Source organism: Marinobacter sp. es.048 (assembly GCF_900188435.1).
In the GTDB taxonomy this organism is placed as follows: domain Bacteria; phylum Pseudomonadota; class Gammaproteobacteria; order Pseudomonadales; family Oleiphilaceae; genus Marinobacter.
On sequence record NZ_FYFA01000001.1, the window covers coordinates 325,935 to 344,262 of the forward strand.

Annotated in this window: 17 protein-coding genes; 8 read left to right on the forward strand and 9 right to left on the reverse strand. The window is 59.9% G+C overall.

What is annotated here, in order from left to right:
* From CFT65_RS01555 to CFT65_RS01565, 3 genes are read left to right on the forward strand one after another with little or no spacing between them, the layout of a single operon-like run.
* Positions 1–1,137, forward strand: a complete 1,137-nt coding sequence (locus tag CFT65_RS01555; protein WP_088826299.1) for an acyl-CoA dehydrogenase family protein — start codon at positions 1–3, stop codon at positions 1,135–1,137.
* A gap of 43 nt (positions 1,138–1,180) precedes the next feature.
* Complete coding sequence (locus CFT65_RS01560) at positions 1,181–1,939, forward strand: class II aldolase/adducin family protein (protein WP_172408405.1); 759 nt, start codon at positions 1,181–1,183, stop codon at positions 1,937–1,939.
* 21 nt (positions 1,940–1,960) lie between these two features.
* A complete protein-coding gene (locus CFT65_RS01565; RefSeq protein ID WP_088826300.1) occupies positions 1,961–2,419 on the forward strand; it encodes a MaoC family dehydratase in 459 nt (152 codons plus the stop codon).
* Positions 2,420–2,424: 5 nt separating this feature from the next.
* On the opposite strand, the gene CFT65_RS01570 is transcribed toward CFT65_RS01565, so the two are convergent.
* The 7 genes from CFT65_RS01570 to CFT65_RS01600 all read right to left on the reverse strand — a co-directional run bounded on the left by CFT65_RS01570 (position 2,425) and on the right by CFT65_RS01600 (position 9,398).
* Positions 2,425–4,092 (reverse strand): long-chain fatty acid--CoA ligase, encoded by a 1,668-nt coding sequence (locus CFT65_RS01570; protein ID WP_088826301.1) that lies wholly within the window; start codon positions 4,090–4,092, stop codon positions 2,425–2,427.
* A gap of 57 nt (positions 4,093–4,149) precedes the next feature.
* Positions 4,150–4,887 (reverse strand): 5'/3'-nucleotidase SurE, encoded by a 738-nt coding sequence (gene surE, locus CFT65_RS01575; RefSeq protein WP_088826302.1) that lies wholly within the window; start codon positions 4,885–4,887, stop codon positions 4,150–4,152.
* On the reverse strand, positions 4,884–5,948 hold the full coding sequence (locus CFT65_RS01580; RefSeq protein WP_088826303.1) for a phosphotransferase: 1,065 nt from the start codon (positions 5,946–5,948) through the stop codon (positions 4,884–4,886). The genes surE and CFT65_RS01580 overlap by 4 nt, the downstream gene beginning before the upstream one ends.
* A gap of 34 nt (positions 5,949–5,982) precedes the next feature.
* On the reverse strand, positions 5,983–6,750 hold the full coding sequence (locus CFT65_RS01585) for an SDR family NAD(P)-dependent oxidoreductase (protein WP_088826304.1): 768 nt from the start codon (positions 6,748–6,750) through the stop codon (positions 5,983–5,985).
* Positions 6,751–6,913: 163 nt separating this feature from the next.
* Complete coding sequence (locus CFT65_RS01590) at positions 6,914–8,116, reverse strand: acyl-CoA dehydrogenase family protein (protein WP_088826305.1); 1,203 nt, start codon at positions 8,114–8,116, stop codon at positions 6,914–6,916.
* Between the two features lie 47 nt (positions 8,117–8,163).
* Positions 8,164–8,604, reverse strand: a complete 441-nt coding sequence (locus tag CFT65_RS01595) for a PaaI family thioesterase (protein WP_088826306.1) — start codon at positions 8,602–8,604, stop codon at positions 8,164–8,166.
* Positions 8,604–9,398 (reverse strand): SDR family NAD(P)-dependent oxidoreductase, encoded by a 795-nt coding sequence (locus CFT65_RS01600; RefSeq protein WP_088826307.1) that lies wholly within the window; start codon positions 9,396–9,398, stop codon positions 8,604–8,606. Before CFT65_RS01600 ends, CFT65_RS01595 begins: the two co-directional genes overlap by 1 nt.
* 148 nt (positions 9,399–9,546) lie before the next feature.
* Between CFT65_RS01600 and CFT65_RS01605 the strand changes: the two genes are divergently transcribed.
* From CFT65_RS01605 to CFT65_RS01625, 5 genes are all read left to right on the forward strand, one after another.
* Positions 9,547–11,142 carry a class I adenylate-forming enzyme family protein gene (locus CFT65_RS01605; protein WP_088826308.1) on the forward strand — a complete coding sequence of 532 codons (1,596 nt, stop codon included), beginning with the start codon at positions 9,547–9,549 and terminating at the stop codon, positions 11,140–11,142.
* Between the two features lie 242 nt (positions 11,143–11,384).
* On the forward strand, positions 11,385–12,431 hold the full coding sequence (gene dctP / locus CFT65_RS01610) for a TRAP transporter substrate-binding protein DctP (protein ID WP_088826309.1): 1,047 nt from the start codon (positions 11,385–11,387) through the stop codon (positions 12,429–12,431).
* Positions 12,432–12,525: 94 nt separating this feature from the next.
* Positions 12,526–13,065, forward strand: coding sequence for a TRAP transporter small permease subunit (locus CFT65_RS01615; protein WP_088828116.1), 540 nt, complete (start codon positions 12,526–12,528; stop codon positions 13,063–13,065).
* Positions 13,062–14,372: a TRAP transporter large permease gene (locus CFT65_RS01620; RefSeq protein WP_088826310.1), complete on the forward strand. Its 1,311-nt coding sequence runs from the start codon at positions 13,062–13,064 to the stop codon at positions 14,370–14,372. The genes CFT65_RS01615 and CFT65_RS01620 overlap by 4 nt, the downstream gene beginning before the upstream one ends.
* Positions 14,373–14,470: 98 nt before the next feature.
* Positions 14,471–15,064, forward strand: a complete 594-nt coding sequence (locus CFT65_RS01625; RefSeq protein ID WP_228705758.1) for a hypothetical protein — start codon at positions 14,471–14,473, stop codon at positions 15,062–15,064.
* Positions 15,065–15,157: 93 nt separating this feature from the next.
* Here CFT65_RS01625 and CFT65_RS01630 read toward each other — a convergent pair whose 3' ends face one another.
* Together CFT65_RS01630 and CFT65_RS01635 are read right to left on the reverse strand one after the other, a co-directional pair.
* Positions 15,158–16,555, reverse strand: a complete 1,398-nt coding sequence (locus CFT65_RS01630; protein ID WP_088826312.1) for a sodium-dependent transporter — start codon at positions 16,553–16,555, stop codon at positions 15,158–15,160.
* Positions 16,556–16,721: 166 nt separating this feature from the next.
* A complete protein-coding gene (locus CFT65_RS01635; protein ID WP_088826313.1) occupies positions 16,722–18,296 on the reverse strand; it encodes a PAS domain-containing methyl-accepting chemotaxis protein in 1,575 nt (524 codons plus the stop codon).
* Positions 18,297–18,328 lie beyond the last annotated feature (32 nt).

The following is an 18,328-nucleotide window of genomic DNA, read 5'->3' on the forward strand; positions in this document are numbered from 1 at the left end:
ATGGATTTCCGACTCAACGAAGAACAGCAGATGCTGCAGGACACCGTGGCCCGCCTGGTGCGCGGTGAATACAGTTTTGAAAAGCGGCTCGAATACAGCGAATCGGAGCTCGGCTTCAGCGCCGACTTCTGGAAACAGCTGGGTGAACTGGGCCTCACTGCCGTGCCCTTCCCCGAGGAACTCGGTGGTTTTGGCGGCAGTGGCGTGGAAGTGCAGAGCGTGATGACCGAACTGGGTCGCGGCCTGTGCATTGAGCCCTACTTGCAATCTGTCGTCCTGGGCGGCGGGCTGATCAGCCAGGCCGGCAACGACGTACAGCATGAGCAGTGGCTCGGCGGTATCGCCAGCGGCGAGATGCGCGCGGCCGCAGGACTTCAGGAGCCCCAGAGTTTTTACAACTTGAACGATGTCGAAACCCGGGCTGAGAAGTCCGGTGACGGCTACGTGCTGAACGGTCGCAAGGCCGTGGTCATTGGTGGGCACTGCGCCGACGTGCTGGTGGTCTCGGCCCGCACTTCGGGCGACAGCAACGATTCTGACGGCATCAGCCTGTTCCTGGTCGCACCGGAGACCGAGGGCCTCGAACGCCGCACTTACCCGACTATTGATGGCTCCAAGGGCTGCGACCTGTTCCTGAACAACGTCAAGCTGGGCCCGGACGCCTTGCTCGGACAAGAAGGCAAGGCCGCTGATGTCATCGAGTACCAGGCAGGACGCGCCATTGCCGCTCTGTGTGGTGAAGCCGTCGGTGCCATGGAGATGGCTTGCGAGCTGACCCTGGAGTACCTGAAACAGCGTAAGCAGTTTGGCGTGCCCATCGGCAAGTTCCAAGTGCTGCAGCACCGAATGGTGGACATGATGTCGGAGCTGGAACAGGCCCGTTCCATGGCCATCCTGGCCGCCAGCGTGGCGGACGAGCCCCAGAGTGACGAGCGCCGCCGGATCCTGGCCGCCGCCAAGAATGTGATTGGCCGCAGTGGCCAGTTCGTTTCCGAGCAGGGCATCCAGTCCCACGGCGGTATCGGTATGACCTGGGAGTACAACTTTGCCCACTACGCCAAGCGGCTGGTGATGATCAACCATCAACTGGGTGACGACGACTTCCATCTGGAGCGCTTTGCGGCCCTGCTAAAGTAAGGGTCCGCAAACAAATGAAATTTTGGGCCCGAAGAGATCAATAATGACAACAAATGAACCGTCAGCGGAACAGGATCTCAGGAAAGCCGAGTGGCAGGTCCGCACCGAGCTGGCCGCAGCCTATCGGCTGGCGGCCCTGTTCGGCTGGGATGATCTGGTGTTCACCCATCTATCGGCCCGGGTACCCGGGCCGGATCACCACTTCCTGATCAACCCTTACGGGCTGCTGTTTCACGAGATTACCGCCTCGTCGCTGGTCAAGGTCGACCAGGAAGGCCAAGTGGTGGAGGCAGCCGGCCTGGGACGCGTCAATCCCGCCGGTTTCACCATTCACAGCGCGGTGCATATGGGCCGGGACGATGCCGGAGCGGTGATGCACCTGCACGCACCGGACGGGGTCGCGGTATCGGCACACCGGGACGGCCTGCTGCCCCTGAGCCAGACCGCCATGCTGTGTCTCGACCACCTCTGCTATCACGAGTACGAAGGCGTGGCACTCAATCTGGACGAACGCGATCGGCTAATCCGGGACCTGGGCAACCGGTCCATGATGATACTGCGCAACCACGGCGTGCTGACCGCAGGCAAGGATGTACCGGAAACCTTCACCTACCTGTATTTCCTGATGAAAGCCTGCGAGATCCAGGTCAAGGCCCAGAGCTGTGGCCCCACCCACCTACCCTCGGAACAGGCCATTCGCACCACCGCCGAGCAGTCGCAACAATTGGGCATGGCAGCGAAACTGACCTGGCCGGCACTGATCCGACTTCTGGACAGCAAGAATCCGGGTTATGCGGTCTGACGCCCAGCGGGGACTACGGCTATGCTGACAGTGCAACTGGACGATCTGGCCCATCACAGGAACTCGGTGATTGGCCACAGCCCCTGGAAAACCATCAGCCAGGAAATGATACAGGCCTTCGCCGATGCCACCGGCGATCATCAATGGATACATCTTGATGTGGAGAGAGCCAGGCGAGAGTCGCCCTGGAAGAGCACCGTGGCGCACGGATTTCTGACGGCATCACTGATTCCCCTGCTGAATCAACAGGTCATCAATGTGCAAGGCAAGAGCGCCAGTATCAATTACGGGCTTAACAAGCTGCGCTTCCCGGCAGCGGTAAAAGCCGGCGCGCAGATCCGCAGCAAAATGGAGCTGTTGGACGTGACCAGGGTAGATGAGCAGCGGACGCTGGCCACCTATCGCACCACCCTGGAAATCCGAGGCGGGGAAAAGCCCGCCTGCGTCGCCGAACATCTCGCCATGTATGTGCGGAGCTGAGTCGCTCAGGACTTGGCTTCCCACTCCTCTTCCTGCAGCGCCCGCCACATCAGCTTGCCGGTTGGCGACTTTGGCAGCTGGTCGACAAACTCGATCAGGGTAGGAATCTTGTAGGCTGCCATCTGCTCCTTGCACCAGGCGATGATGTCCTCTTCGCTCCTTTTTCCCTCCGCCTCCGGAGTCAGCACGATGCAGGCCTTCACGGTCTCACCGCGCTTCGGATCCGGCGAGGAAATAATGCAGACCTCATGAATCCCGGGATGGCGGTACATCAGGCCCTCCACCTCGGACGGCCAGACCTTGTAACCGGATGCGTTGATCATTCGCTTGACCCGGTCGACCATGAAGAAATAGCCCTCCTCATCGTAGTAACCCAGATCGCCGGTGCGGAAAAACTGCTTGCCATCAATCTCCACAAACGCAGCTTCGGTTTCCGCGGGCCGGTTCCAGTACCCGATGGTAACCTGCGGCCCGCTGGAGACGATTTCACCGGTCTCGCCAGGGCCTTTTTCCTGCAGGGTGTCGACATCAATGATCCGGCTGTCGACATCAAACACCGGGATGCCGAGGCACTGGGGCTTCGGGCGGTTCGAGGGGTTGATGTGGGTGGCTGCCATGGTTTCTGACAGGCCATACCCCTCAATATAATCAAGACCGGTCATGGTCTTGAGCTTGGCGGCCACGGCCTCTGGCATCGCTGCCCCACCCCCGCCGATGGTGGTGAGACTCGACAGGTCGTACCGGCCAATGTCGGGGTTGGAGAGGAAGTCCACCGCCATGGTGACAATGTTGGTCCAGCCGGTGACTTTATACCGTTCGATCAGCCGCGCCGCGGTGGTCCGCTCCCAGCGAGTCATGATCACTGTAGTGGAGCCGCTGTAGATGGGGCTGTTCATGGAACCGGTCATGCCGGTGACGTGGAAGAATGGCAAGGTGGCCAGCTGCACCGTACTGGCGGTGCTCAGGTTCCAGAAGGCCCGGTGCACGGCGGTAGCCATCACGCTGCGATGAGTGTGCACGCAGCCCTTCGGCGCGCCGGTGGTGCCGGAACTGTAGGGAATCACGGCGAGATCGGCCGGGCCGGCGGTGTGCGCCGAGGGCGCATGGCCTTCCGCCAGCGCCTGCTCCCAGCTGACCATGCCGGCCAGGTCCTCCGACCAGGCTGGAGCGGCGACTTCCGCTGGCAAGGCCAGATCGGTGTCCGGGGCGATATAGCTGCTGTAGGAAGCTACCACGATGTGGTTGAGATCGGTGGTCTCCAACAACGGGGCAATAAAGCCGGCCAGTTCCTGACCTGCGAGGCAGACATTGGCACCGGTATCCGCAACAAAGTGCTCCAGTTCCGCCGCTCGGTTCATCGGGTTGATAGGGATTACCACGGCATCCGCCCGCAGAATGGCATAATAGGCAATGACGTATTGCGGGGAGTTCTGCATGTACAGCAACACCCGATCACCTTTAGCGACGCCCTGGGCCTGCAGGTAGCCGGCCATGGCCTCCACTTCCCGGAACAGCTGGCTGTAGGTCATCGGTGCATCGTAGAAAACGATGGCGTTACGGTCCGGATAGCGCCGCGCCGAAATCTCAAGGTTGGTAAACACGCTGGTTCGTGGCAAGGCCAGGCTTTTGGGCAGTTCCCTCGGCCACACGGCGTAATGGCGGGTAAATGGCATTGTTGTGATCCCCTTTTTTCGGTTCAGTGGGCCGCTGACGCGGCCAAATCAAAATCGTCAGCGCCGCCGGGCAGGCGGTCCTGGTGGCGTAATGGCGATGGCTTTGTCCCGCAGCACGCTGGCGTCTTCATCGGGCGCCACAATGTGACGCGAACTGCGATCAAATCCCAGCCACCAGTACGGCAGACTGCGGGCATCCTGACCCGCCTGCAGGCGGGCGCGCCGTATGGAGCCGTTGGACTCCCGGCACCACCGGGCCCGACTGATGGAGGCCGCCTCGCAGGCGGGAAAGTTGACGTTCCAGGCCCGATTCAGACCTGGCTGCCAAAGCTGCCTGATGATGGCCTCGCCATGAATGGAAACCGGCGACCAGTCCACGCCTTCGCGACTCAGAAACGCCTGGCTCAGTGCCATGGCAGGTATGCCCATGTGTTCGGCACTCAGCACCGCGCCGACGGTTCCGGAATACTGCACGGAATCGCTGATATTGGCGCCGCAGTTCACCCCGGAAAGCACCAGATCCGGCGGGGTTTCCCCGAACCACCGGGCCAGCGAATAGAGCACACAGTCCGCCGGCGTACCGGAGACTGCATAGCGCCTGTCACCCTGCTCATACACCCGCAAAGGATCATGAATGGAGATGCTCTGGCCGGCGCCGCTACGATCATGCTCGGGCGCCACCACCCAGACCTCCTCGGCCAGGTTGCGGGCGATCTGCTCGAGCACTTTCAGGCCTGGCGCGTTGATGCCGTCATCATTGGTGATCAGGATGCGTTTGACCATGGGATCGTTCATGACGATGGTCCCTCACTGGCAATCCGCCAGCCGACATCGGCCAGAAGGCTGGCCCGCCGGCCAACCTCCAGGGCATCGGCATTGGCGGCATTGCCATCCAGCGCCCGCTTGTAGACACCCTGAAGAATAGACGCCAGCCGGAACAGGGAAAACGCCAGGAACACGTGCCAGTCGGCGATGTCGTCCCGGCCGGTCTGCCGGCAGTATCGGGCAATGGTTTCCTGTTCGTCCGGAATACCCAGTGACTCCAGGTCTTCTCCCTGCAGTCCTCGCATGCCCTGCAGGTCCCACGGCAGGTAGTACGGCAGGCAGTAATAAGCCAGGTCCGCCAGCGGGTGGCCGAGGGTGGACAGCTCCCAGTCCAGGATGGCAATAACCTCGGGCCGCTGCGGCGCCAGCATCAGATTGCCAAAGCGGTAATCGCCATGGGCGATGGCGCATTCGTCGGTGGAGGGCAGGTTCTCTGGAAGCCAGGCCATAAGCTTGTCCATTGCCGGAAGCTCGTCGGTTTTGGAAGCCAGGTACTGTTTGCTCCATCGAGCCACCTGCCGGGCCACATAACCTTCCGGCCGGCCAAAGTCACCAAGACCGACCGCCTTCACATTCACCGAGTGGAGGCGCGCCAGGGTGTCGATGGCCGAGTGATGGGCCGGCAGCCGTTCCTGGCGATCCAGCGCCCGCAGCGCCGAGTGGCTGACGATACGGCCCTTAAGGTAGTCCATGACGTAGAATGGTGTGCCGATGACATTGCTGTCTTCGCACAGGGCCCGGGTGTTTGGCACCGGGACACTGGTTTGCTCGGACAGGGCACGCATGACTTTGTACTCTCGTTCTACCATGTGGGCGGAGGGCAGGGTTTTGCCGGGCGGCTTTTTGCGCAAAACGTATTGGCCGCTGTCGGTGTCCAGCAGAAACGTGGGGTTGGATTGACCACCCTGGAATTGCCGGACATCCAGCCTCGTACCAAAGCCCGGTATGGTCTGCTGCAGCCAGGTCAGGAGGCTGGCTTCGTCGAATCTGTGGGCCGGGAGGACGTCTACCGGCTCTGGGGTGATGCTCATTTTTGTTTTGCCTTCAGTTTTGGGGCGTCGGCCCCTAATAAATCGTTTCGCCGCCATCGGCTACGATGACCTGGCCTGTGATGTAGGCGCTGGCCCTGGTGGACAGAAACACGGCCAGGCCGGCGATGTCGACCGGGTCGCCAATTCTGCGAAGCGGCGTTTTGTCTTCGGCGCGTTTGACCCGTACCGGGTCTTCCCACAGCGCCCGGGCGAAGTCGGTTTTGATCAGGCCGGGGGCGATGCTGTTAATCCGGATACCTTTCGGGCCCCACTCCACTGCCAGGTTCCGCGCCAGAGCAGCTTCTGCGGCCTTGGAAACGCCGTAGGTTCCGATGGTGGTGTTGCCCCGGATACCGGCGATGCTGGAAAGCAGCACCACAGCGCCTTCGCCTTTTTCCGCCATCTGCGGCAGCACCATGTTGGTCAGCCAGAAGGTGCCCTTGACGTTGGTGTCCATGATCTTGTCCCAGGCGTCGTCGGTCATTTCAGCGGTGGTGCCGTACACCGGGTTGGTGGCGGCGTTGCATACCAGCACATCGATAGTGCCCCAGGCCTCATTGGTTTTATCCACCAGGTTCTGCAGCTGGTCTTTTTTACCGACATGGCAGGGAATGGCGATGGCCTCGTAGCCCTGGGCTTTCAGTTCACTGGCCACCTGCTCACAGGCCTCGGCCTTTCGGCTGGAGATCACGACTTTGGCACCCAGGCGGGCCATTTCTTCGGCAATGGCGCGGCCGATGCCTTTGGTGGAGCCGGTAATCAGGGCGACCTTGCCGGTCATATCAAAAAGCGGGTTAGTCATCGTTCCGTCCTCATACTCAAAGCTTTGGGAACGAACGGGGAGGAACCTGTCGGGACTGTGCAAAACATGGATGTTTTGCTCAAGCCTACAGGGACGTATTTACGGCGTGTCCCGGCAGGTTCCTCCCCGTTCGTTCATGCGCCCGACTCAGCGGGCGGGACAATCAGCGATACTGGCGAAGCTCAATCTTGGCCACAGAATCCAGATGCACCTCATCGGGCCCGTCTGCCAACCGCAGAGTCCGTACCTTGGCCCAGGCTTCGGCCAGGAAGGTGTCCTGGGAAACACCGGCGCCGCCGTGCACCTGAATTGCGCGGTCCAGCACCTTCAGCGCCATGCTCGGTGCAATAACCTTGATCATCGCGATTTCCTGACGGGCCACCTTGTTGCCGACGGTGTCCATCATATGCGCCGCCTTCAGGGTCATCAGCCTTGCCTGCTCGATCTCGATGCGACTGCGTGCAATGTCCTTGCGGATGGAATCAAAACTGGACAGCGGCTTGCCGAAGGCCTCCCGGGCATTGGCACGCTTGCACATCAGCTCCAGAGCCCGCTCGGCGACGCCGATGGTGCGCATGCAGTGATGGATACGGCCAGGCCCGAGGCGGCCCTGGGCAATCTCGAACCCCCGGCCCTCGCCCAGCAGGATGTTGCTCACCGGCACCCGCACGTTTTCGTAGTGAATCTCCGCATGGCCATGGGGCGCGTGGTCATAGCCGAACACCGTCAGGGGGCGAATCATTTTCACGCCCGGCGCATCCAGCGGCACCAGAATCATCGACTGTTGCTTGTGCTTCTCGGCCTGAGGGTCGGTCTTGCCCATCACGATGGCGATCTTCGAGTTGGTGGTCATGGCACCGGAGGACCACCACTTTTTGCCGTTGATTACGTACTCATCACCCTCGCGGCAGATTTCACAGGCAATATTGGTGGCATCCGACGACGCCACATCCGGCTCGGTCATTGAGAAACAGGAACGGATCTCGCCATCCAGCAGAGGCTTCAGCCATTGCTCCTGCTGCTCTTTATTGCCATAGCGGGCGATGGTTTCCATGTTGCCTGTATCAGGAGCGGAACAGTTGAACACCTCAGGGGCCATGGCCGAGCGACCCATCACTTCACACAGGTGGGCGTATTCGTAGTTGGTCAGCCCGGCGCCGAATTCGCTTTCGGGCAGGAACAGGTTCCACAGGCCGGCGGATTTGGCCTTGTGTTTCAGCTCCTCAATAATCGGAACCGGCGCCCAGCGGTCTTCTGCCTGCTCTATCTGCTCATGATGCTTGTGCTCGTTCGGGTAGATATAGGCATCCATGAACTCGTTCAGCTGGTTCTGCAGCTGTTTCGCTTTGTCAGACAGTTCGAACATGTCCGCTTCCTCTTGGTGTTGTTGGCATTAAGTCGGTAACCGTTCCTTCAGATCGGAACGCCCTCTGGTTTGTCGCTGCCGGACCGGATCCGGAATGTACCTTCGGCGATGGCCAGCAGGCTGCCCTTGTCGTCATGAACCTCACCCGTACTGTTGAAAATCCGGGTGCCTCCGGCGCGCTTACGCCCGGTGACCCTGATCGTTCCGCCGGAGCACTGCCCGGTGAAGGTGGTGGTCAGGGACAGGGTGATGGCCTTACGCATCCGCCCCGGGTAGGGGCAATAGGTGCCTGCCTGGGCCAGCACAATATCCAGCAGGGAGGTAAGCACACCCCCGTGGATCACCCCTCCCAGGTTCAGGTGCCGGGGCTGCAGTTCCAGCTCAAGCACCGCCTCGTCTTCCTCCCAGGAGACCTGACGATAACCCAGCAGGCTGTGAAAGCCGGGCAGGTCCTTACCGTCGGTAAACAGGGGCTCTTGATCATTCATTACACTTTCATTCCTGGCAGGTTAAGGGATGCGGTATTGCCGCCGTCCACGGGCAAGGACTGGCCGGTGATGTAGCTGGCATCGTCGCTGGCCAGAAACAGGATTGCCGCGGCGATTTCTTCCGGATTGCCATACCGGCGCAGCTCACAGCGGGCGCCGAGCTTATGGGCTTTTTCATTGGCCCGGGCGTAGTCGAACACCGCCCGGGTCATGCCGGTTTCCACCAGACCGGGGCACACTGCATTTACCCGTACGTTGTCGCCGCCCAGGTCACAGGCGGCGGTCATAGTCAGATTGATGACGCCGGCTTTGGAAGCACTGTAGGCGTTACCGCCCGCGCCGGACCGGATACCTGCCACCGACGCGGTGTTGACGATAGCGCCGAGCTTGCGGGCCTGCATGTGGGGCGCCACGTGCTTGATCAGCAGCATGGTGCCTGTCAGATTCACCGATAGCACCTGGTCCCACTCGGCACGGTCGTTGCCGGTCACCGGCGGGTGGCCCTGACCAGTACTGGCAATGCCGGCGATATTGCATAGCACGTCGATCTGACCGAAGCTGGCGATAGCCTCGTTGACCAACGCATCCACTTGGGCTTCGTTGGCCACATCCACCAGCCGTCGAAGGCGCCGGGCTTGCTCGGGCAACTGGTTTTCAGTTTCTACCAGACCGGCCTCAGAGGTATCCGCCAGGATCACTGACGCACCCTCCCGAGCGAGTCGCAGAGCCGTCGCCCGACCAATGCCGCTGCCGGCGCCGGTGACAATGGCTACCCGCTGATCAAACCGTCCCATATGCCGATGCTCCCCGGTCTGTCTCATTGTTGTTGATGGTGCTGGGGTCTTTCCATTCAGTTAATTTGTCACGCCTGTTGGTTTTGAGTCAATATAATCGGAAGTTAATTTCACTAGATAAAACACGATAACGTTTGAGGGGCTAAAAATGGAAAGTGGCAAGCGAGACATGCCGGTCTATGCGCCAATCGATCCCAGTGAGTCCATGGACGCAATCGGAAATCGTATCCAGCAACACGCCCAGACCCGTGGCAGCCACCCGGCCCTGATTGACGAACAGGGCGCCCTGGACTGGCGAAGCCTTGTCGACCAGGTTAACCGTATTGCCAACCGGCTACGCGAGGCCGGTCTGCGGCCGGGCGAGTCTGTGGCTGCCTTGTCAGGAAACAGCCGGGACGATGTCGCCCTGTACCTCGGCACCCTGGTGGCCGGGGGCTGTATGGTGCCGCTGTCTGGCATGGCCAGTACCGAAGCACTTGCACTGATGGTGACGGATTGCCAGGCACGCTTTCTGTTCATTTCCGGCCAACAGCGGGAGCTGTTTGGCCGCCTTCGAGCACAGCTGACCAAGGTACCCGGCGAGCGCATCATCAGCCTGGCTGGCCCCCTGGACGGAGCCGGTTACTCCCTGGTTGACTGGCTGGCGCAGACTACGGCCACCGCCCGGCCCGAGCCGGTCACCCTCAACGACCCGTTCAATATCATTTACAGCTCCGGCACCACAGGCACGCCCAAGGGGATCCTGCACGATTATCGCTTCCGCCAGCGTCAGATGGTCAGAATGAGCCGCTATGGGCTGGACGGCGAGACTATCAACCTCGTATCAACGCCACTTTATTCCAACACCACCCTGGTTTCAGTGTTACCCACGCTCTACCACGGCGGCACCCTGGTGCTGATGGCGAAATTCGATGCCCACAGGTTCCTGCAACTGGCCGAAACCCACCGTGTTACGCACGCCATGCTGGTACCGGTGCAATACCAACGGATCCTGGCGCAGCCGGATTTTGACGGGTTTGACCTCTCCAGTTTCAAGCTGAAGCTCTGCACCAGTGCCCCGTTGCGGTCGGCGGTGATTGCCGATGCCATGGCACGCTGGCCCGGCAACCTCAGGGAGGTCTATGGCCTTACCGAAGGCGGTATATCCACCAGTCTCGACTGCGCTGCCCACCCGGACAAATGGGACTCGGTTGGTGTGCCCACCCAGGGCGCTGAGGTGCGGGTGATTGGCGAGGATGACCGTGAGCTGCCCCGGGGCGCCACTGGCGAGATCGTGGGCCGCGCCATTTCCATGATGCGCGGCTATGTGAATCGCCCGGAGCTGACCCGGGAGATGCTCTGGACGAGTCCGGAGGGTGAGGTGTATTACCGCAGTGGTGACATGGGACGAATCGACGAGGACGGCTTTATCTACATCCTTGATCGACGGAAGGATATGATCATTTCCGGCGGTTTTAACATCTATCCGGTGGATCTGGAAAAAGTACTGCTGTCGCACCCGGCGGTAGCCGACGCCACGATCATCGGTATTCCCAGCGAACACTGGGGGGAAACGCCCCTGGGCCTGGTGGTTCTCCAGCCCGATCGTGATGAAACCGAACATGGGATACTGAAGTGGGCCAACACTCAGTTGGGAAAATCCCAGCGTCTGGCGGCCATTGAATTCCGTGCCACGTTGCCCCGCTCTGCCATTGGCAAGGTGCTCAAACGGGAACTTCGCGCGCCTTACTGGCCCGGAACCTGAAGCGGCGCGAGACAGATAGGCCGTCGGTACTGCTGACGTTCAATCCATGAACTATCCTTTTATGAATTCTGTAATCAAGGACCGATCAACCGCCTATTGCAAAAAACAAGACATGTGTTAGATTCAGAAAACTACGATTCACCATGCAGTCGCCAATTCTGCACAGTGAAACAAAGAAAGATCCATTGGTCATAACTAAACAGTCATTTAATGCACAAGTACAACAACGAAAGAGGCCTATCATGACTCTAGTTAATAACGCTCGAAGAAAACTGACCGTCTTTGCCTCGGCACTGACCCTTGGTCTGTCAGCCTCCCTGGCTGCCACGCCGGCCGCCGCGCAGGACACCGTAACCTGGAAAGTCCAGTCCCACTGGCCCGGCTCCAGCAGCTCCTACACAGACAGCCTTGGCCGCATCAAACGCGTTCTGGAAGAGCGCACTGATGGCCGTCTTAAGCTGCAACTTTACGAGGCCGGCGCCCTGTTCAAGGCCAAGGATACATTCAACGCCGTCAGCCGTGGCATCCTGGAAATGGGCACCATCTCCCCATCGTATGCCCAGGACAAGGTTTCACTTGCGGGTATCGCCTCAGGTCTGCCGTTTGCCTTCCGTAACGTCTGGGAAGCCGCCTACTTCCACCAGAACATGGGATTCGAACAGATGCTCCGTGACGAAGCTGCAGAGCACGGTGTCTACTGGGCCACGGACAAGGTTTACCCGACTGAGATGGTCGTAAAAGAGCCGATCGAAAGCTGGGACGACTTCACCAGCCTCAAGATCCGTTCGTCCGGCGCTCTTCAAAGCTTCCTGACCGAAGCCGGCGCCGCCGCCTCCTATATTCCGGGCAGTGAACTCTACTCGGCTCTGGATTCTGGCATTGTCGACGGTGCCCACTGGGGTGCGGCCCAGGGCGCCTACAGCATGGGCCTGTATGAAGTTGCCAAATATCATGTACAGCCTGCCCTGAACATTGCCGGCACCGACGTGATCATCGTCAGCCAGAAGGCTCTGGACAAGCTGCCGGAAGACATGCAGAACATCGTCAAGGACGCCTTGAACGAACAGTTCTGGATCCGCACCAACGAGTACCAGTACAAGGAGCGCATCACCCTCGCCAAGGCCATCGAAGAACAGGGCGTGCAGCTCAATGTGCTGCCGGACGAAGTCCAGGACAAGCTGGTTGCCACGGCCCAGGCCATGTGGGATGAGGAAGGCAAGCGCAGCGAAAACGCCAAGAAGGCATTGGACATGCTGAAAGGCTACCTGGCCGACCTCGGTTACCTCTGATCAGCCGTTGCTCTGACCAAGGCCGGGGTTCCTGACCCCGGCCTTTCTGTCCCTGAACCAAACCAGTATCCCGTGGGAGATTGCCGTGAGTGTGATGATCGCCGCATTCATGAGAGGGGTTACCCGTCTCAATGATGTTATCGGCCGGTGGGTCGCCCTTCTGATCTTCGCGATGTTCGCGTTCCTGTTGCTGGAAGTGGGGTTCCGCTACCTGTTCAATTCCCCCACGGTCTGGACCAATGAACTGACCCAGATGCTCTTCGGTATCTATGCGGTGATGTCGGGCGGCTACATCATGGCCCACCGGGGCCACGTGAACGTGGACCTGCTGCATTCCCACCTGAGACCACGCAAGCGCGCGGCCCTGGATATTGTGACCTCCCTGGTGTTCTTTATTTTCACCCTGGCCCTGCTGTGGTTCGGGATCGACATGGCCCAGGAATCCATTTCCAGCTGGGAAACCTCCTACTCGGCCTGGAATCCACCCATCTGGCCGGTGAAGCTGGCCATTCCCATCGGCACCGGCCTGCTGGTTCTGCAGGGGCTGGTCAAGCTGCTTGAAGACATCGCCGTGGCGTTCAACCTGGATTACTACATGCCCGAACAGTCCGAATCTGAAGGAGATCAGCTGTGAGCATTGAAGCCCTGACGCTCCTGTTCTTCGGTTCACTGCTGTTTTTCCTGCTGCTGGGCCTGCCATTGGCGTTCGTGCTCGGCGGCGTCTCGGTGGTGTTCCTGTATTTCACCTGGGGTTTTGATTCCTTCTACATGGTTGCCTCCCAGATCTGGGGCACCATGGAAAGCTTTACCCTGGTCGCCATCCCTCTGTTCGTGTTCATGGCCATGATTCTGGAACGCACCGGTGTGGCCCGGGACCTGTACCGGATGATGCACCTGTGGTGCGGCGGCCTGAAAGGCGGCCTTGCCCTCGGCACCCTTGGCATCTGCGCGGTGTTTGCTGCCATGGTCGGCATCAGCGGTGCCGCCGTGGTCGCCATGGGCACCATCGCGCTGCCCTCAATGCTTGAGCGGGGCTATGACAAGAGCATGGCCCTGGGCGTGATCAATACCGGCGGGGGCTGGGGCATTCTGATTCCGCCCAGCATCCTGATGATCCTCTACGCCCTGATCACCGGCGTTTCTGTCGGCCAGATGTTCGCCGCGGGCATCATGCCCGGTATCCTGCTGATGGTACTGACGGCAATTTACATCCTCGTTCGCTGCCACCTGCAACCGGAGCTGGCACCGGCATTGCCAAAAGAAGAGCGGGGCACCTGGCCGGAGAAATTCCGTGCCCTGCGTGCGGTGCTGCTGCCAATCGGCGTCGTCGTAATGGTTCTGGGCTCCATCATCGGCGGTATCACTACCCCGACGGAAGCCGCCGCCATGGGTGTTCTCGGCGCCCTGATTTCCGCCGCCGTGTATCGGCAGTTCAAGTGGAGCATTCTGAAGGAAGCCGCGATCCGCACCTTCAAGCTCACCGGCATGATCATGTGGATCCTGTTCGCCGCCCACGCCTTCAGCGCCGCGTACCAGAGTATGGGCGCTCAGGAGCTGATTGAGGGCCTGATGAATATGGTGCCCGGCGGCCCCTGGGGTGTCATCATTGCCATGATGTTGATCGTGTTCCTGCTGGCCATGGTGCTGGACCCGGTGGGCATTATGCTGATCACCCTGCCGGTGTTCATGCCGATCGTGGAATCCCTGGGCTTCGATCCGATCTGGTTCGGCATCCTGTTCGTGATCAACATGGAAATCGGCTACATGACGCCACCCTTCGGCTTCAACCTGTTCTATCTGAAGGGCATCGTGCCACCGTCAATCACCATGAAGGACATCTACAAGTCGATCATTCCCTTCGTAATTGTGGAGATCATCGGCATCATCCTGATCATGATCTTCCCGGAAATCGCCACATGGCTGCCGGATATGTTTTTCTGAACCTGACCTGAAAGGAAAGTTGCCAGCCAAAGCGGGTAAGCGCTAATCTCGTGGGACTTCCGGACAAAGGAACCGGAAGTCCACACAAGGAGAACAGCATGCATAACCCGCAACGACAGACGATGCTGGTATTTAACAGCGTCATCCTAACAGCCGTTTTTTTCCTGCTTCCCCTCATCCCCGCACAGAGCCAAGCCGACACCCTTTCCGATCAGCGAGTGGCCTCGTTTATCGAAAGCGTTCGAGCTGCACAAACACTGGCACCGGAGTTCGAGGAGCTGGAGCGTCAGATGGACAACCAGAACGAAAGCACCATGCCGGATTTCTCCCGGATCGTGTCGGAATCCCTGGAGCAGATGAAAGGCCATGAAGCCTATGACCGCCTGGAAAACATGGTGCAGGATCACGGCTTCGACAGTCTGGAATCCTGGGGTGCCACCGGAGACCGGGTTTTCCAGGCCTGGATGGCCATCGAAATGGCAGAGCAGAAGCCTGCCGCCAGGCAGGAGATGGAAGCCGCGCTCGCCGAGATGGAAAACAGCCCTCACATGACAGCCGAACAGAAAGCCCAGATGCGGGCCATGATGGAGGGTGCGATGGGCGCCATGCAAAGCGCGAGCAACGCTCCGGCGGAAGATATCGAGGCGGTGCGTCCCCACGTAGAGGCACTCAGAAAGTTAGGCGAGGAGTAGGAAGCGGCCACTGGAAAACAGAAAGCCCGGCAAGATGACTTGCCGGGCTTTTTTATTGCCACGTTTCATTCAAACGTGATGTGCCCCCTTTGGTCAGGACATAAGGTTGTAGAAAAAGACGATGGCAACTGCGATGGGAGTCACGAACCGGATCAGGTTGTACCAGAGGGCAAAGGCTCCACCCTGAAGGGCCAGATCGGATTTCAGCGACTCTTTGGCCACGAACCAGCCGACAAACACCGCGGTCAGCAAACCGGAGAGCGGCAGCAGCACGTTGGCCGTGAAGAAGTCCAGCAGGTCAAAGATGGTCTTGCCTTCGAAGCGTTCAAACATGGCGAGCGGTGCCACGTCGGCCCAGACATTCAGCGACAGAATCGAGGCAATACCCAGCGCCCAGCAGAGCACGCCTACCAGAATGGCACTGCCCGTGCGGGCCAGGCTGGTCTTTTCCTCGACCCATTCAACCACCGGCTCCAGCAGGGATATACCGGAGGTCCAGGCGGCGAACAGCAGCAGGATAAAGAACAGGGTGCCAAACAGGCCGCCCATGGGCATATTGCCGAAGGCCAGCGGCAGGGTCTGGAAAATCAGTCCGGGACCGGCACCGGCTTCCAGGCCATTAGCAAACACCACCGGGAAAATGGCCAGGCCGGCCAGAAGCGCGACCACGGTGTCCATGATTGCCACGCTGACGGCCGTGCGGCCAATGGACACGTCCCGCCCCAGATAGGAACCGTAGGCCATCATGATGGCCATCCCGAGGCTGAGGGTGAAGAAGGCGTGGCCAAGAGCGATCAGAACCCCGTTGATGGTCAGGGCACCAAAATTCGGCGTGAACAGGAAGCTGATAGCCTCGCCAAAATGGCCGGTGGTGGTGGCGTAGCCTACCGCCGCCAGAAGCAACAGAAACAGGGCTGGCATCAGGATGGTAACGGCCCGTTCGAGGCCCCCTTTCAGTCCCTGGGACACCACCAGAATGACCAGCGCCATGAAGATCGTGTGCCAAAGCAGCAGTTGCCCGGGGCTGGCCAGCAGGCCGCCGAACAATTCACCGATGGAGTCTGCGGTGCCCCCGGTAAAGTCACCCATGGCGGCATGGCCTACGTAGGACGCGGCCCAACCACCAATCACCGAGTAGAAGGAGAGGATCACGAAGGCGGCGATCATCCCGATGATGGCAGAGATCCGCCAGCCCGGGGCGCTGAGATTGCGCTCTGCCACAAGGCGCATGCTGGTGATGGGGTTGTGGCGACCATTCCGGCCGATAAACACTTCCGCCATCATGATGGGAATACCGATCACTGCAATACACAGCAGATAAACCAGCACGAAAGCGCCACCACCGTTTTCACCGGTAACGTAGGGAAACTTCCAGATATTGCCAAGACCGACGGCCGAACCGGTTGCCGCCAGAATAAACGCCAACCGGGAGGACCAGAGACCACGAGCGGCCCCTGCACCTTTACCCGAAACCGAGTTGGACTGAGTCATGTTGTGTTCCTGTGCTTTTGGCTGAGGAATGTCTTTAAAAAGGGAGAGCCACGGCGTTGCCGGGGCAATTGGAGCGGGATTCTGCCAGCACTGGCGCGTCGATGCCAGTGCTGGCGCCCTCCCGGGCCGGGTTGATCCGGTGGGAGCAAAAGGCAGGGAAAGCTAACTAACCGTTTTTGCTGATAAACCTGGCTATCAGGTCTTTCAGGCCACGGGACATGGCGCTAAGCCGGTCACTGCTCTGCTTGGCGGAGTCGGCCTGGGCATCACTGTGATCGGCCAGTTCGGCAATATTGGTGATCTGGCGATTGATCTCGTCAGACACCTGGCTCTGCTCCTCAAAGGCCGCAGACATGTTGATAAAGCTGTCGGAAATGGTCTGGATCGAGGTCACGATATCCCGCAGCGAGTTCTCAGCTTCCCGAACCTTCTCAAGACCCTGGCCGGCAACAGCCTCACCGTCCCGGGTAGCCTGAACAGCCGAATCTACCTGCTGGCGGAAGTCGTCGATGACGTTCTGGATGCGCACCGTGGATTCCCGGGTCCGACGGGCCAGTGAGCGCACCTCATCCGCTACCACCGCAAAACCGCGGCCCTGCTCACCGGCACGCGCCGCTTCGATAGCCGCGTTCAATGCCAGCAGATTGGTTTGCTCGGCAATCTCGGAAATCAGGTTGGCGGCTTCACCGATGCTGTTGGTGGACTCACCCAACTTGCTGATCGTTGAACCAATCCCGTTTACGCGGGTTACCAGCTCCTCGATAGCCACCAATGCCTCTGCGCTCCGGTCGCTGCCAACACCAGCCAGACGATTGGCCTCCTCGGCTTCACGACCATTGCTGGTCACCGACTCGGCCACTTCCTGGATTGAGGCGGTCATTTCATTGATAGCCGAGGCGGTCTGATCTGTTTCCGCCCGCTGCCGGGCAATCGCCGCCGCGCCATCGCTGATATAGCCATGGGAAGCCCGCGCCTGCTCGTAGAGCAGTTCCGCCTGGTCATCAATCCTTGCCAGGGCCGTCCGGACCCGGGCCTCTTCACTCACCAGCAACAGCGACAGCTGCGAGAACAGTCCTCGCTCGTCACTGTAGGTACGGGCAACGATGGGGTCGCGGAAGGCATCTGGCCGCAGGTCCAGCAGCCTGCGCAAGCGGGCAGCCAGGGAATTGAACACCAGGCCGAAACCCAGGGCGTGCCCCACAACGATCAAACCTGCCGCCAGCCAGGGCTGGTTGATCTGGAGGGCGCCAAGGCTGAGCACCAGAGAGACAAGGAACGGCCAGCCGGAACGAAGCATCGACAACGCTCGGTTACTGAAGGATGAGGTCATTTTGCCGGCAGAAATCTTGCCATAAAGTCGCTCGGCCCTGGCAATCTGCTCGCGGGTCGGCTCGACACGAACCGACTCGAAGCCCACCATCTGGCCGTTCTCACGGATCGGCGTAACGTAAGCACTTACCCAGTAATGGTCGCCGCTCTTCGCCCGGTTCTTCACCACACCCATCCAGGCCTTGCCGGCCTTCAGGTAATCCCACATATCCTTGAATACGGCCTGGGGCATGTCCGGATGGCGGATAATGTTGTGAGCCTGGCCAACCAGTTCTTCCCGGGAGAAACCACTGATTTCCACAAACTCTTCATTGCAGTAGGTGATCACCCCTTTCAGGTCCGTGGTGGTAATCAACCGACCGCCTTTCCGCATTTTTACTTCACGCTGGGTTACCGGGAGATTCTTGCGCATAAACGGACCTTCTGACTCGGGGCTGACCACGG

Coding starts and splice junctions, on each gene's coding strand:
- CFT65_RS01555 (WP_088826299.1), top strand. CDS start 1: ATGGATTTCCGACTCAACGAAGAACAGCAGATGCTGCAGGACACCGTG.
- CFT65_RS01560 (WP_172408405.1), top strand. CDS start 1,181: ATGACAACAAATGAACCGTCAGCGGAACAGGATCTCAGGAAAGCCGAG.
- CFT65_RS01565 (WP_088826300.1), top strand. CDS start 1,961: ATGCTGACAGTGCAACTGGACGATCTGGCCCATCACAGGAACTCGGTG.
- CFT65_RS01570 (WP_088826301.1), bottom strand. CDS start 4,092: ATGCCATTTACCCGCCATTACGCCGTGTGGCCGAGGGAACTGCCCAAA.
- surE (WP_088826302.1), bottom strand. CDS start 4,887: ATGAACGATCCCATGGTCAAACGCATCCTGATCACCAATGATGACGGC.
- CFT65_RS01580 (WP_088826303.1), bottom strand. CDS start 5,948: ATGAGCATCACCCCAGAGCCGGTAGACGTCCTCCCGGCCCACAGATTC.
- CFT65_RS01585 (WP_088826304.1), bottom strand. CDS start 6,750: ATGACTAACCCGCTTTTTGATATGACCGGCAAGGTCGCCCTGATTACC.
- CFT65_RS01590 (WP_088826305.1), bottom strand. CDS start 8,116: ATGTTCGAACTGTCTGACAAAGCGAAACAGCTGCAGAACCAGCTGAAC.
- CFT65_RS01595 (WP_088826306.1), bottom strand. CDS start 8,604: ATGAATGATCAAGAGCCCCTGTTTACCGACGGTAAGGACCTGCCCGGC.
- CFT65_RS01600 (WP_088826307.1), bottom strand. CDS start 9,398: ATGGGACGGTTTGATCAGCGGGTAGCCATTGTCACCGGCGCCGGCAGC.
- CFT65_RS01605 (WP_088826308.1), top strand. CDS start 9,547: ATGGAAAGTGGCAAGCGAGACATGCCGGTCTATGCGCCAATCGATCCC.
- dctP (WP_088826309.1), top strand. CDS start 11,385: ATGACTCTAGTTAATAACGCTCGAAGAAAACTGACCGTCTTTGCCTCG.
- CFT65_RS01615 (WP_088828116.1), top strand. CDS start 12,526: ATGATCGCCGCATTCATGAGAGGGGTTACCCGTCTCAATGATGTTATC.
- CFT65_RS01625 (WP_228705758.1), top strand. CDS start 14,471: ATGCATAACCCGCAACGACAGACGATGCTGGTATTTAACAGCGTCATC.
- CFT65_RS01630 (WP_088826312.1), bottom strand. CDS start 16,555: ATGACTCAGTCCAACTCGGTTTCGGGTAAAGGTGCAGGGGCCGCTCGT.
- CFT65_RS01635 (WP_088826313.1), bottom strand. CDS start 18,296: ATGCGCAAGAATCTCCCGGTAACCCAGCGTGAAGTAAAAATGCGGAAA.